This is a genomic window from Tunturiibacter empetritectus, from assembly GCF_014201375.1.
Classification (GTDB): domain Bacteria; phylum Acidobacteriota; class Terriglobia; order Terriglobales; family Acidobacteriaceae; genus Edaphobacter; species Edaphobacter lichenicola_D.
Map to the genome: position 1 here is coordinate 245,339 of NZ_JACHDZ010000004.1, position 14,215 is coordinate 259,553.

The 14,215-nt window shown below is 58.5% G+C and carries 9 protein-coding genes; 2 read left to right on the forward strand and 7 right to left on the reverse strand.

Going from position 1 to position 14,215, the window contains the following annotated elements:
* From HDF10_RS13105 to HDF10_RS13120, 4 genes are read right to left on the reverse strand one after another with little or no spacing between them, the layout of a single operon-like run.
* Complete coding sequence (locus HDF10_RS13105; RefSeq protein ID WP_183814117.1) at positions 1-543, reverse strand: DUF3341 domain-containing protein; 543 nt, start codon at positions 541-543, stop codon at positions 1-3.
* Positions 543-1,994, reverse strand: coding sequence for an NrfD/PsrC family molybdoenzyme membrane anchor subunit (gene nrfD / locus HDF10_RS13110; protein WP_183814119.1), 1,452 nt, complete (start codon positions 1,992-1,994; stop codon positions 543-545). Before nrfD ends, HDF10_RS13105 begins: the two co-directional genes overlap by 1 nt.
* Positions 1,994-5,194, reverse strand: a complete 3,201-nt coding sequence (locus HDF10_RS13115) for a TAT-variant-translocated molybdopterin oxidoreductase (protein ID WP_183814121.1) — start codon at positions 5,192-5,194, stop codon at positions 1,994-1,996. The genes nrfD and HDF10_RS13115 overlap by 1 nt, the downstream gene beginning before the upstream one ends.
* Positions 5,191-6,048 carry a cytochrome c3 family protein gene (locus tag HDF10_RS13120; protein ID WP_183814123.1) on the reverse strand — a complete coding sequence of 286 codons (858 nt, stop codon included), beginning with the start codon at positions 6,046-6,048 and terminating at the stop codon, positions 5,191-5,193. Before HDF10_RS13120 ends, HDF10_RS13115 begins: the two co-directional genes overlap by 4 nt.
* Positions 6,049-6,461: 413 nt before the next feature.
* Between HDF10_RS13120 and HDF10_RS13125 the strand changes: the two genes are divergently transcribed.
* Both HDF10_RS13125 and HDF10_RS13130 read left to right on the forward strand, forming a co-directional pair.
* Positions 6,462-7,184, forward strand: a complete 723-nt coding sequence (locus HDF10_RS13125; RefSeq protein ID WP_183814125.1) for a DNA-3-methyladenine glycosylase family protein — start codon at positions 6,462-6,464, stop codon at positions 7,182-7,184.
* Between the two features lie 170 nt (positions 7,185-7,354).
* On the forward strand, positions 7,355-9,943 hold the full coding sequence (locus HDF10_RS13130; RefSeq protein WP_183814131.1) for a DUF3536 domain-containing protein: 2,589 nt from the start codon (positions 7,355-7,357) through the stop codon (positions 9,941-9,943).
* Between the two features lie 157 nt (positions 9,944-10,100).
* Here HDF10_RS13130 and HDF10_RS13135 read toward each other — a convergent pair whose 3' ends face one another.
* The 3 genes from HDF10_RS13135 to HDF10_RS13145 all read right to left on the reverse strand — a co-directional run bounded on the left by HDF10_RS13135 (position 10,101) and on the right by HDF10_RS13145 (position 14,094).
* On the reverse strand, positions 10,101-11,294 hold the full coding sequence (locus HDF10_RS13135; protein ID WP_183814133.1) for a hypothetical protein: 1,194 nt from the start codon (positions 11,292-11,294) through the stop codon (positions 10,101-10,103).
* 29 nt (positions 11,295-11,323) lie between these two features.
* Entirely contained in the window at positions 11,324-12,475 is a 1,152-nt protein-coding gene (locus HDF10_RS13140; RefSeq protein ID WP_260177872.1) for a GumC family protein, read from the reverse strand.
* A 524-nt stretch (positions 12,476-12,999) separates the two neighbouring features.
* Positions 13,000-14,094, reverse strand: a complete 1,095-nt coding sequence (locus tag HDF10_RS13145) for a Rieske 2Fe-2S domain-containing protein (RefSeq protein ID WP_260177873.1) — start codon at positions 14,092-14,094, stop codon at positions 13,000-13,002.
* Between the last annotated feature and the right edge of the window lie 121 nt (positions 14,095-14,215).

A 14,215-nucleotide genomic window follows, 5' to 3' on the forward strand; every position in this document is an offset into this window, starting at 1 on the left:
TTAATGATCCACCTCCACCACGGAGACCGCAGGGAACTGCTCGAGGAAAGCCCGCGTCTCGCTCAGCGAGAACTTCGGATCGACGGCCTCGAGACACAGAAAAAACTTATCGGTCGTCGCGCCATTTCTGAAGTTCGGCGCGTTGAACACAGGATGATAAAGCTGCGGCAAACCATTCAGCGCAATCATTCCGAGAGCAGCCGAGAAGCCTGCGAACAAAATCGTCCACTCGTAGGCCGGAATGATGAACGCAGGCCAGGAAAACAACGGCCGCCCGGCAATGTTCAACGGATACGCCCACACATTGATCCACGTCTCCATCAAAAACGCCGTCGTTACCCCCATCAATCCACCAATCAGGCACACCAGCGGGACGCGCGTCTTATGGAAGTGCAGCGCCTCAGCCGCCTCTTCCACCGGATAGGGCGTATAGCACTCCATGCGTCGATAGCCCGCACGGTGCGCCTCCTCCGTGGCATGAACTAACTCACTGGGCGTATTGAACTCGGCCAGTAATCCGTAAACTCCTTCGCGCGGCGGCATCAGGCGGTCTCCTCAGTGGCTGTCTCGGCATCGACACCGCGTGTGACCTTGGTCTGCGGCAGCATCATTCGAATCTCGGACATCGGAATCATCGGCAGAAAGCGAACAAACAGGAAGAACAGGAAGGTAAACAGACCCATCGTTCCCACGTAGATCATGTAGTCCCACTTCGTCGCGCGGTAGGTACCCCAGCTCGAAGGAAGATACTCGCGGTAGAGGCTGGTAACGACGATGACGAACCGCTCAAACCACATACCCGTATTGACGATGAGCGACAGAATAAACAAGAAAGTCACGTTCACTCGCAGCTTGCGCGACCAGAGCGTCGTCAGCGGAATCGCGATGTTGGTCAGGATCAGGATCCAGTAAGCCCAGCCCATCGGGCCGAACATACGGTTCCACATCATGAAGAACTCCCAGTGGCTGGCCGAAAACCATGCCATGAAGACCTCCATGCCATACCCGTAAGCCACGATAGAGCCCGTCGCCAGCATCACCTTGGCCATGTTGTCCAAATGCCGCAGCGTCACCAGATCTTCCATGTGGTAGAACTTCCGGATCGGAATCGCCAGCGTCAGCACCATGGCAAAACCCGAGTACACAGCTCCAGCAACGAAGTAAGGCGGGAAGATCGTCGTATGCCAGCCCGCCAGTGCCGCCACCGCGAAGTCGAAGCTGATGACCGTGTGCACCGAGAGCACCAGAGGCGTTGAAAGACCCGCCAGCAGCAGGGAAGCCGACTCATAGCGAATCCAGTGCCGAGTTGATCCGCGCCACCCCAGCGACAGCATCCCGTAGAAGTACTTCGCGGCCGGCATCGTAGCCCGGTCGCGCAGCGTCCCAAAGTCGGGAATCATTCCGATATACCAGAAGATGATCGAGATCGAGGCATACGTCGAAACCGCGAAGACGTCCCATGCCAGCGGGCTGCGGAACTGCGGCCAAACGTTCATCGTGTTCGGGTAAGGGAAGAGCCAGTACGCGAGCCACGGACGGCCAACGTGAATCAGCGGAAACGTTCCCGCGCAGACCACCGCGAAGATGGTCATGGCCTCGGCAAACCGGTTGATCGAGTTACGCCAGGTCTGCTTGAACAGCAGCAGAATCGCCGAGATCAGCGTACCCGCGTGGCCGATACCGATCCACCACACAAAGTTGATGATCGCGAATCCCCACGCGCCCGGAATCGTAACGCCCCAGATTCCGACGCCTTTCAGGAACAGCCAGGTACAGCCGATCACCAGACCCATGGCGACACCGGCGGCCACGATCAGGCCAAAGAACCAGCCCAGTGGAGTGTTCGACGTCAGCACGATGCCCGCAATCTTCTGCGTCACCGACTTGAAGTTATGGCCCGGCGCGATAACCGCGTATTCGCCAGTACGCGGGTCGATCATGGGATCAATCACGGGATCAACGCTCGGGTCCTGCATGGGTCCTTTAGTCGCCATTATGCCAGCTCCGGATGCGGGTTGATGACTCCGGCCGTATAGGTCGTGCGCGGACGGAAGTTGAGGTCAGCGAGTACCTGGTAGTCGCGCTCCTCAGCCTTGGCCTTTGCCACCTTGCTCGCCTTGTCGTTGATATTGCCGAAGGTGATAGCGCTGGTCGGGCAGGCCTGCTGGCATGCCGTCACAATCTCGCCGTCACGAATCTCGCGGTTTTCCTTATCCGCCGTAATCTTTGCCGCCTCGATGCGCTGCACGCAGTAGCTGCACTTCTCCATCACTCCGCGCGAACGAACCGAGACGTCGGGATTCCGCATGAACTTCAGGCTCTCCGTGTCGTAGTCCGAGTACAGCAGGAAGTTGAACCGGCGAACTTTATACGGGCAGTTGTTCGAGCAATAACGAGTCCCCACGCAACGGTTGTAAACCATCGTGTTCAGGCCCTCCGGCGTATGCACCGTCGCACCTACCGGGCAGACCTGTTCGCAACCCGCATTCTCGCAGTGTTGGCAGGCCATCGGCTGGAAGTGCGCCTTCGGCGCATGCAGATCGCCTTCAAAGTAAGTATCGATGCGCAGCCACTGCATGTTGCGCCCAACCTTCACCTGCTCACGGCCGACGACGGGGATATTGTTCTCCGCATAGCAGCTGACGATGCAGGCATTGCAGCCAATGCAGCTGTTCAGGTCGATCGCCATGCCCCAGGCATTCTGAATCTTCAGCGTCGACGGGTCCTGCTTCTCGTAGTTCCAGTTATCCGGGAAGAACGAGTTGTCGTGCGGCACCTTCTCACCCTGCGGCGAGTAACCCACTTTGTCGATCAGCGTCCCGCTCGCCCCGCCTTCATGAGCGAAGTTCGGATTCTTCTTGACCTCATCGACCGTCGCGTAGCGGATGATTGAACGCTCCTCCGCCTCATGTCCAGCCAGAGAGTACACACCGTCTTTATCCGAGAGCGGCTTCTCCAGATCGTGCTGCGCAAAGCTGCCGCGATGCTCGATGTTGTGGACCTTCGTGATGCAAAGATCGTACGTTCCAGGAACCTTCTTTGCAGTCGCGCCTGAAACCGACAACAGCCCATCGGTGGTGCGAATCTGGTACGCATCAAACCCGACGCCCTCGCCAACACGCCCCGACTCAACGCCGCGGCCAAAGCCGAGATGAACCGTGATCACGCCATCGGGATGCCCTGGAATCATCATCGCCGGCGCAATCACCTCGCGGCCGTTCAACGAAATCTTCACCGGGTCCGACTCATCGAGCTTCAAATCGGCGAGCGTGTTGATGCTCATGATGGCCGCGTTATCCCAGCTCAGGTTCGTCACCTGTTTGGGTAGCTCCTGCAGCCAGCCAACGTTTGCGAACCGCCCGTCGTAGATCGAAGGATCAGGCCGGAACGAGATCTCAAGCCCACTCGGAGCAGCAGCCGCGGGGAATGACGCCACAGCGCTCTTACCCGCACCACCAGCCTTCGCGGTAAACGCGGTTCCTTCCACCCAGCCATCGTGCAGCGCCTTACGCCACGAGGTAGCAAAGTCGCCCTTGATGTAAATCTTCGCATTCGCAACCACCACGTCGTAAGCCGACTGCTGCGGATCCGCCAGCAACGCCTGCAGCACATCGTGCGCCGACTTGCCGCCGTACATCGGATCGATCATCGGCTGAATAATCGAGATCGTTCCGTCATACGCGCGCGCATCCGACCAGCTCTCGAGGTAGTGCGCTTTATTGATATGCCAGTTCGAGATAGCGCCCGTCTCATCCACATGCGACGCAAGCTGTGCCGTCACCGGAACATTCGCGAATGCGTCTCTGAAACCAAGATCCCACGGTGCCGAATAGATCGGATTGACGCCAAGCATCACCAGCCACTGCACCTTGCCGCCCTTCATATCGGCCACCAGCGACTTCAGGTCAGCGACCTGTTCGCTCGGCATCGGGTTCACCGTCTCGGTGTAGATAACCGTCTTGCCCACAGCACCCAGCGAAGAGTTCAGCGCATAAGCCGCCGCATGAACCGCCGGCGAAGCCTGCTCGCCAGGAATCACAACGCACTTTCCGCCGCTGTTCTTCAGGTCGGCGCTCAAAGCCGCAAAAAACTTCTGCTGCTCCGCGGTAGCGCCCTGCGGAGCCGAGCCACTCGCCAGCGCCTGCGCAAACGTCGCAATCTCGCTAGGCTTGAGCGCCAGCCGATGCTCCGCCTTGAACCCTGTCACCGTCGGCATGGTCTCGACGACGTACAGCCGGTTCATTGTCTTACCCTCTTCATACCGATGGCGTTCCGCATAGTCCGAAGCCAGCGGCAGGAACCCCGGATGCGCAATCCCACCCAGGAAATCCGCATCGAGCGACAGAATGACGTCTGCCTCTTCCAACTTGTACTGCGCATCGGTATAGCTGCCGAACGCCGCCTTCGAAGCCGCACGCGAGGAGTCCTGATTCACCGGCTCCCACTGCACCATCTTCGCCTGCGGATATGCCGCCTGCACCTGCTTCCACTGCGCCGCCAGCGTCGGAGACGTAATCGTCTCGCTCAGGAAATAGATCCCCTGCCCACCAGAGCTCTTCTTCGCAGCGGTAGCAAAGGCCTGCTGAAACTCGCCCCACGACGCAACTTCGCCGCGATGCAACACATGCTGCGATCGGTCGGGGTCATACAGATCAAGCAGCGTCGCCTGCGTAAACGCGTCCGACTTGCCCTTTGACATCGGATGCTCAGGATTGCCATCGACCTTGATTGGCCGGAACGAATCCGACTTCACCAGCACCGGAATCGCGCCGGTCGGGAACGGATACGCCGTCGCAAAGTACATCGGCTTGCCGAGGACCAGGTCCTCCGGCTGCTTGATGTACGGAAAGATCGGCTCATCCGGCTGCTTCGTACAACCCGCCAGTCCAGCCAGCGCCAATGAGGCGCCCATCACCTTCAGGAAGCCGCGCCGGCTCACCGCATCGACCCACTCGCCAGCCCCAGCCTGCCGCGGAAACTCTTCCCGCATCAACTCGTGGAACGCCGGCGTATCCGCCAACTCATCCAGATTCTTCCAGAAGCGTCGCCCCGTCTTGCCATCCAACTTGGCATGGACCTCTGCCAGCGTCATCTTCGCCGGGGCAATCTGCGTCACCACTACGGGTTGTCCTGCCGGTGCTTTCATCTCAGCCATCGTCTCGTCTGTTCCAGTCTTGTTCCCAATCTTCATCATCGGTGGCACGTCTCACAGCTCGACAGCTGCTCCGGATTGCGGATGTGGTACTGAGCCGTCAGATACTTGCCCAGGTCCATCTGGCTCGTAAACTTCTGATAGCTCGCCGGCATCGTAATCCCCAGCGGAGGCACATCGCTCGACGTCGGCCCATTTGCCTCGGTGTTCATCTGCAGCATCGCCACCTCCGGCCCTTTGCCCGAAGGATTCATCGTCGTGCAGCTAACATTCTGTGCCGTAGCCCCGCCGGTCACCGTGCTCGTACACCACACCGGCCTCTCACTCGAAGGCCCAGCCCACGCCATGTTGTAGATCTCGCTGGTCGGCCGCAGATTCACCGCCGGATTACGATGGCAGTTCAAACACCACTCCATCTGCAGCGTGTTCTGCTGATACATCAGCGGCATCTCATCCACGCGTCCATGACAGCTCGCGCAGCCGATGCCCTTGTTCACGTGAATCTCGTGATTGAAGTAAACATAGTCCGGCAGGTCATGCACCCGGATCCACTGAATCGAAGCGCCCGTCGCCCAGCTCTGCCGCACCGGCTCCAGCAGCTCGGCGTTGGTCCAGATCTGCGCATGGCAGTTGATACAGGTCTTCGTCGGAGGAATCCCTGCATACGCAGCCTTCTCCACCTGCGTGTGACAGTACTGGCACTGCAGGCCAAGTCCCTCAACGTGGTGCTTGTGGCTGAACGGTATCGGCTGATCCGGCCGCTGGCCCTGCCGCGTCACCCACGGTGATCGCTGTAGCTGGTCCAGCGTAACGCCGAGCGCGATGACGATTACGCCCGTCAAGACAAGGCTGAATCGAGCCAGCGCGTTCGAACTGCGGTCAAAAACTTGCGCCATGAGTGCGTTCCTGCTTCCTCTGCATTACCTGAGCTAAGGGTTGAGAAGTTGCTGTCAAGATTTAAATACTGCGCCGTCTACTTTGCCGCGCAAATCAGACGCGGCGGCCGGAGCGTCTGCAATTGACCGCCCCGAAAAATTTCTGTCTTCGAAACTCAGAGTATAGCAGTGGAAAACCCCACCTCAACTCATCCACAACAACTCGCAACTGTTTTTACTGCTGCAACATCCGATTATCGAACCCGCTTTAAATCCCACGCACAACATCTCGTGCATGCCTGTTCATCGGCTGAAACTGACCACTACATCTACCCTGCCCGAAACGTATCGGACTTGTAAATGCAAACCAACTTAGTCCGAATTCTGCTAATCGCGCAAGACTTCCGCGCCTCTCCTGCTATACCGTCAGTCTCATGCCGCGTCCACACCACATTCCGCGCTCTCCCCGCTACGATGCCGCCCAGGCCTTAATGGATCTATCCGCCGCCGATCCCAACCTAGGCAAGCTCATCGAACGCGCCGGCCCCTTCACCCTCCGCGTCTCCAGCACCCAATCGCCCTTCGAAGCCTTAGTCGAGAGCATCATCTATCAGCAACTCCACGGCAAAGCAGCCGCCACCATCCACCGCCGCCTGCTCGAAAGCTTCTACCCCGTCACCGCCAACGAGCACTTCGCCGCTCAGCACCTCCTCGACTGCCCCAACGAGCAGCTCCGCGCCGCCGGCCTCTCTCACAATAAGTCCCTCGCCCTCCGCGACCTCGCCGCCAAAACCATCGACGGCACCGTCCCCACCCTCATCCGCATCCGTCGCATGCCCGATGAAGCCATCATCGAGCACCTCACCCAGGTCCGCGGCATCGGTCGCTGGACAGTCGAGATGCTCCTCATCTTCCGTCTCGGCCGACCCAACGTCCTGCCCGTCGACGATTATGGCGTCCGCAAAGGCTTTGCCCTCACCTTCGGAAAACTCAAACCTACTGACAAGGTCACCCCCGCCGATCTTCCCAAGCCCGACGTCATGCATCGCCGCGCAAAGAAATGGCAGCCCTGGTGCTCAGTCGCCAGCTGGTATCTCTGGCGAGCCTGCGACCTCGCAGCCGGAAAACTCACTCTTCCTCCCAACTCCAACACCTGAACCGCATCCAACACCTTGTCCCGGTAAAATGAGCACGATGAGTTGAATGTGCCGACCAACGGGAGGCCCAATACAGCTAGAACCGCCCAGAAAAGGTACACAAGTCACGAAGTGACCGCTCTCCGCGCAGGAGGCCCGTCCGGCAGACAAAGCAGTACAAAAAAGGATCAATGGCAAAGTCGAAGACATCCGCAAAGAGCAAACCCTCCGCCGCCGAAGCCCCACGCTTTGTCTGCATTCACGGCCACTTCTACCAGCCGCCCCGCGAGAACCCCTGGCTCGAAACGGTCGAAGTCCAGGACTCCGCCGCCCCCTATCACGACTGGAACGACCGCATCACCGCCGAGTGCTACGCCCCCAACGGAGCCTCCCGCATCACCAACAAGAAAAACGAAATCATCCGCATCATGAACAACTACGCCCGGATGAGCTTTAACTTCGGCCCCACCCTCCTCAGCTGGCTCGCAGACAAAGCCCCCCGCGCCTACCGCATGATCGTCGATGCCGACAAAGTCAGCGCCCAGCGCTACAGCGGCCACGGATCCGCCGTCGCCCAGGTCTACAACCACATCATCATGCCCCTCGCCAACCGCCGCGACGCCCTCACCCAGATCCGCTGGGGCATCGCCGACTTCCAATCCCGCTTCGGCCGCAAACCCGAAGGCATGTGGCTCGCCGAGACCGCAGTCAACCGCAGCGTACTCGACCTCATGGCGCAGGAGGGCATCAAGTTCACCATCCTCGCTCCCGTCCAGTGCGCCCGCGTTCGCCGCCTCGATCCCCCCGCGGGCACCACCTCCAAACCAAACCTCGACCCCGTCGCCGCAGCCACCGCCCCAGCCGAAGAACCCTGGAACCAGACCCCCAGCGCCAACGTCGATCCCACCCATCCCTACCTCGTCAAACTCGATGAAGGCCGCAGCATCGCCGTCTTCTTCTACGATGGCCCCGGCTCCCGCGCCATCGCCTTCGAAGGACTCCTCAACAGCGGCGAAAACTTCGGCAGCCGGCTCCTCGGAGGCTTCCACCCAGCCTCTCCCGGCGATCCCGAGATCGCCCAGCTCTCCCACGTCGCCACCGACGGCGAGAGCTACGGCCACCACCACAAACACGGTGAGATGGCCCTCTCCTACGCCATGCACTGGATCGAAGAAGGCAAGCAGGCCAAGCTCACCAACTACGGCGAGTTCCTCGAAAAGTTCCCACCCAAGTGGGAGGCACAGGTCGCCGAAGACACCTCCTGGTCCTGCGCCCACGGCGTCGAACGATGGCGTTCCAACTGCGGCTGCAACGGCGGCAAGGCCGGCTGGAATCAAGAGTGGCGCGCTCCCCTGCGGGAATCCCTCGACTACCTCCGCGACGCCACCGCGCCCTTAGCCGAACAGCTCTCCCAATCCCTCTTCAAAGATCTCTGGGTCGCCCGCGACGCCTACATTCAGGTCGTCCTCGATCGCTCCCCCGCCTCCATCATCCGTTTCTTCGCCGACCACACCATCCGCCACCTCACCGAAGACGAGCGTGTCATCGCACTCGAACTCATGGAGCTCGAACGCCACACCCAACTCATGTACACCAGCTGCGGCTGGTTCTTCGACGAGATCTCCGGCATCGAAACCATCCAGATCATCGCCTACGCCGGCCGCGTCCTCCAGCTCGCCGCCAAACTCTTCGGCCCTCCAGGCGCAGCCCTCGAAGCCGAGTTCCTCACCCGCCTAGCCCGCGCCAAAAGCAACGTACCCGAGATGGGCGACGGCGCCGAAGTCTATCGCCGCTACGTTACCAACATGAAGATCGGCCTCGAACAGGTCGGCGCCCACTACGCCATTAGCTCCATCTTCCGCGCCTATCCCGAGCACGGCGAGCTCTTCTGCTTCGACGTCCACCGCGAAAGCCAGGAGGTCTTCAACTCCGGCCGTGGCCGCGTCGCCCTCGGTCGCGCCCTCCTCTACTCCCGCATCACCGAAGAGAGCGAAGAACTCTGCTTCGCCGTCCTCCATCTCGGCGACCAGAACCTCTCCGCCGCCGTCAAAGCCTACAACTCCACCAACCCAGCCGAGGTCGAAGCCTTCGCCACCTTCTCCACCGACATCAGCACCGCCATCCGCCGCGCCAACCTACCCGAGGTCATCCGCCTCATCGACCGCTTCTTCGGCGAGACCGCCTACTCCCTTACCTCTCTCTTCGCCGACGAGCAGCACCGCATCCTCAGCACCATCCTCAACCAGACCGTCTCCGAGATGGAGCACTCCCTCCGCAAGATCTACGAGGACCACGCCTCCCTCATGCACTTCCTCACCGAGTCCGGCATGACCGCCCCGCCCGCCCTCGCCACCGCCGCACGCTTCGCTATCAACGCCAGCCTCCGTCAGGCTATCGAATCCGAAACCTTCGACACCGCCGAAATAGAAGCACTAATCGCCCGTGCTGAGGCCGACCAGATCCCCCTCGATACGTCGCTCCTCAGCTACACCACCGGCCAGCGCATGAAGCGCGCCATGATCCGCCTCGAAGCCGCAGCCGCCGGCGATCCCCAGGCCGCTGATGCTCTCGCCGCAGCCATCGAAGTTGCAGAGGCCACCCACAGGATGCCCTTCGAAGTAAACATCTGGCAGGCCCAGAACATCTGGAACGACCTGCTCCGCCGCAGCGACACCAACTACTGGACCGACGAGTGGAAGGAAGGCTTCAAAAAACTAGGCGAGACCATGAACATCAAGGTCGACCAGCTAGTCATAGAAGAAGGCGTCAGCGCGTTCTAGAAGACCGCACAGGCGTCAATACCTTGAAAGCTCATGCTCTCCTGACGGAAAACTCAGGCTGTGATTGTCGAAAACGGGGTTTTGAGTTGGCTACAAGAGGTTAAGATCAGCCGCAGTAAGTAGCGGTTCAATAGGACGTCCCCTTGCAATTCGGACCTTATCGACCGTAAGCATCTGTGACCGGCGTCGTTACATAACGCTGCAGCACAATTACCAGACCCAATTCCAGCATGATGATAAGGATAGTGAGGAAGTCGGCAAAGAACATGAAGGTTATACATCCCAGGAGCACCCCTGAAGCTAAGAAGTTCCTGGTAATTCTGTTGCCTGCGTTGAGGAACGCGGAGATTAGACCCCATACATAGTTGATTCCAATGACACCGAAGTACCAGAAGTCAAGGAAGTACTTCGCCATGTACGTGTGCACTCCGTCGATGATCTTCTCACTTCCAAGGTCGCCTATCGCCTCAAGAGACTTCGGAGACCAGAAACCTGGCAACGCGGAGTAGATGAAATTCCAAGAAGAATGCTCGTACGGATACACACGCACGATCCAGCACATGTTGGAAATCGGTGTAGATATGTAGGAGATCAGCCACAGGTAAGCAGCTGGCCAATCATAATAGGCCGGTTTGATCTGCAAATATCCCAGCAGTGCATCTACACCAAGGCTGCTGCGGCCATTGCCAATGGCATTGGAAGCCAGAAGCGCAACCGCGAACGTCGCTCCCGCAATGACATAGATCTTCGTCTTACTCAATGGGGTGCGAAGTGAAAAAACTGCGAGAGCCTGGAAGAACATGATGAGCAGGTAACCCCGCGAGGCGTAGATCAGAAAACATGCCGGACTGAAGAGATACAAAGCCCAGCGCCTCCAGAAAGAGCTCTCCAGCGGAGCCGACACAAAGAGCACCATGATCGCGGTAAAGAGCGGCTGACGCAGTGAACCATATTCTTGATAGGTCAGTGTGTCCACCCCCGCAAATCCGAAGATGGGTGGCAATCCATACAGCTTTAGGTTCATCAGCATGATGGATAGCACCAGAATCACACTCGCGAAGTGTATTCGTCGCAACCGCGTGACATTGATGCTATAGGCATCATCACTCCAGGGCCTGTAACGCATTGCCTTGTACACCAGGGAGAGTGTCCAGAACCCTGCTACGTAAGAGATCGCGGCAAGAGCAAATAGAAAAAGGCCCACCGAGAAATCCGGGAAAGAAGAATAAGAGATCCTGAGCAGTAGCGTCGATAGCATCAGAGCCCATTCAACAAAGAACAAGTGAACGGGGCTGCAATAAAAAGGAGTGTCCTTCGGATTGCGAAAATGCCATAGCTTCGTCGGCTGCACGTATTTCCTCTTTGGACAAGCTATCGAGCTTAGGTTCTATGCCAGGTAAGTTGAGTTCGCAGGCGGTTCAGCTTCGATGCGACTGCGGGTGTCTGCCGCGCCTGCTCCATGGTGTAAGTCAAAAAGACCCAACCATAAGCAAGAAGGAAGCCGCAGACAGCAAAACCAATCATGATCAGCAGGCGAGGAGGACCAGACTTATGGTCTGGCGGGATGGCCCTATCGATTACCTGAATGATCGGTGCAGCTTTAGCCTCGTCGACCCGGGCCGCTTCGTACTGGCGTGAGAGCACCTCAAACAGAATCTCGTGATACTTCACATCCCGTAGTCTTCGAACGTAGTCGAGACTACCTGCAGGAAATTGAGTTGCGCCGATTTGAGTGTCGCCGGGAGCCATGCGCCGCTGATTATCTTCCAGCGTTGAAAGCTGGCGCTGCTGTGTCGCAATCTCCTCCTTGAGACGAACTACGTCCGGATTATCCTCGGTTCCATACGCACGTATTGCCTGCAGCTGAATCTCTTTGCTGGCGATTTGCGCTTCAGTTTGAGCAATCGTCTGCACTGCCAGTTGCGCCTGGCCGGTTACAGTAATAATCCCCGTTTTTTGCTGGGTATTCTTCAGCTCCACCTCTGCGGACTCTAGTGCGCTCTTCTCGTTGCTTAGCTGCTGCTCGAAGAAAAGACGCCGCTGGGAAGCTTCGGAGATGGCTAATGTCGAATTCATCTGGTACAAAGCGTCAACGTAAAAGTTTGCCAGATCGCTCGTCTTTTGGGGATTATCGTCTTTGGCTGTGATCTCGATCAGACCATTCTTGGCGGCCTCAAACTGGATGTGACCCTCCAGGCGTTTGCGCGTCTCATACATGCTTTTTGTGTGCCACCGGTCCTGCAAATGGAAAGTGCTGATCGCCTGGTTGGCGATGGTTTCGCTCTGAAGTATGCCTACATACAGATCTGCCGGATTCTTGAGGAGGCTGCTCGCGCCTCCCCCAAGCGAAGACAAGGAGCCAAGTTGCCCCAGTAGCGACGACAGCGAGGATTGAGGGGCCTGGGGCGGCATAATTAACGCCCTCGCCGAATAGGTTGGCTTGATGAAAAAAGCGAGGAAGACACCGAGCAGAGTAAAAACTATCGTGATCGCAACGAGCTTCGTCTTGCTTTCGGCGGCAATCAGCAGCATATCCAGGAGCCGAATGCCCGGAGTTGTTGCTTCCGCCCTTGTTGGTGGGTGTTGCGGAGCACCAACGAAATCTTCAGAATTTCCAGACAAACTAGTACCAAGCATAGAACAAGCTTATCGCACCCTGGCTAAGTTCATCATCTCTTCCTCCTACTCCAAAACCACGTCCAAAACGAAAGATATCCTACCTTCGATAACCTTTCCGACATCACATTAATTGCGTTGTGAGACTGGCGCGCAGCTAAGTCTCGCATTGGTGAATCGAAGCCATCATTCTCCTCTACACTTAACTCAGCGAAACCAACTCTTATCGAGGCGAATCCCATCTCCTCGCATCGAATCACCAGTGAAAGCCACCCGCCGGCCAACGGAAGGCCCAAAGCCGATCCCGCACCCAGAAAAGGTATACACACCACGAAGTGACCTCCCGAACCGGGGCCCCCGCAAACAGGTCTTCGGGTGGCCGAGCGCAGGGAGCCCGTCCGGCAGGACACCGGCCTTACCCGGCCTGCCTGAGCAGCCCGTCAACTCCGCCAGTGCAGCGTCATTGGCCCACTCAGCGGATGCTCTCCCATCCCCTTCAGCCTCGCCTGCTTCAACGCGAAGTACCACTTCGCCGGCTTATCCGCGTCATCGATCAGCATCAGCCCCGGATGAAACCTCAACCCCTCCGCCTGCTCGATCATCGTCTCCTGATCCTGCCGCACAAACCGCGCCCCAAAAAAAGTAGCAATAGAAGTTACAAATGGAACCCAGTAAAAAACATTCCACGCCGCAACCACATCAATCCGGCAGGTCGAAGCAGTCACCGGCGTAATCGTAGTCAAGCTCGAAAACCACTTCTCCCCCGCGCGAATCGTCTCGTACCGCCGATTCGGCAGCACAAAATCAATCGTCGTCGTAATCGGCTCGCCATAAACTCCCAGCAATTTATAAGGCGCCGAGTTCGCGCTCGGAGCATGCGACGACATACGGAACCCAGCATTCCGCCCGTTATTCTCCCGGTCCTCCAGCGGCTCAAAGTGCTTCGTCTTCTCATGAATACTAGCCGCCGAACGCCACCACCACGCCTGGTGCACAAACGGCCCATGCGCCGGATCCATCAACCCGATAATCCCGTGGTCCACATTGCACGGCAGCTCCGCCTCCAGGTGCGCGCTCCGAAATCTCGCCGAAAACTTCGGCACCTCCGGCACCGGCGGCAGCGCCTCCACCCCCTGCACTCGCCCCGCACCAGCCTCCGGCAGATACACCCACGCAAACCCATCGCGCTCCTCACAAGGAAACGCCCCCGCATAAATCTTCGTCGGGTCCAGCGTCTCATGGCTCGTCAGCGAAGGAATCTCCCTGCACTGCCCGCTGCAAGGCTCAAACTTCCACCCGTGATACTTGCATGTCACCGTCTCCCCATCGAACCACCCAGCCGACAGCGGAATCCCCCGATGCGGACAGAGATCCCGCATCGCAAACAGCTTCCCGCCCGTCTTCCGTCCCAGCAGCAGCGGAATCCCCAGCAGCAGCGCCTTCGCCGTCTTGCCTGGACGCAGCTCCCAGGCACGCAGCGCCGGATACCAATCCCCAAAGATCAGCTCCGTCGGCGGACCAGAAGCCCCACTCATTTGTGCAGGTTCACTCATCATCAGTCAGCCTGAGTCTACGACAAACCCATCCACCCACATAAAAGTCGACCGCGGACGCACGACACACAACGCAATCTCCCGATTCGAACAGCAACACAGA

What these genes read in the sequence shown, in the direction of transcription:
- HDF10_RS13120 (WP_183814123.1), bottom strand. Translation starts at nt 6,048, where the DNA reads ATGGCGCAAGTTTTTGACCGCAGTTCGAACGCGCTGGCTCGATTCAGC.
- HDF10_RS13145 (WP_260177873.1), bottom strand. Translation starts at nt 14,094, where the DNA reads ATGAGTGGGGCTTCTGGTCCGCCGACGGAGCTGATCTTTGGGGATTGG.
- HDF10_RS13125 (WP_183814125.1), top strand. Translation starts at nt 6,462, where the DNA reads ATGCCGCGTCCACACCACATTCCGCGCTCTCCCCGCTACGATGCCGCC.
- HDF10_RS13130 (WP_183814131.1), top strand. Translation starts at nt 7,355, where the DNA reads ATGGCAAAGTCGAAGACATCCGCAAAGAGCAAACCCTCCGCCGCCGAA.
- HDF10_RS13115 (WP_183814121.1), bottom strand. Translation starts at nt 5,194, where the DNA reads ATGATGAAGATTGGGAACAAGACTGGAACAGACGAGACGATGGCTGAG.
- HDF10_RS13140 (WP_260177872.1), bottom strand. Translation starts at nt 12,475, where the DNA reads ATGCTGCTGATTGCCGCCGAAAGCAAGACGAAGCTCGTTGCGATCACG.
- HDF10_RS13105 (WP_183814117.1), bottom strand. Translation starts at nt 543, where the DNA reads ATGCCGCCGCGCGAAGGAGTTTACGGATTACTGGCCGAGTTCAATACG.
- nrfD (WP_183814119.1), bottom strand. Translation starts at nt 1,994, where the DNA reads ATGGCGACTAAAGGACCCATGCAGGACCCGAGCGTTGATCCCGTGATT.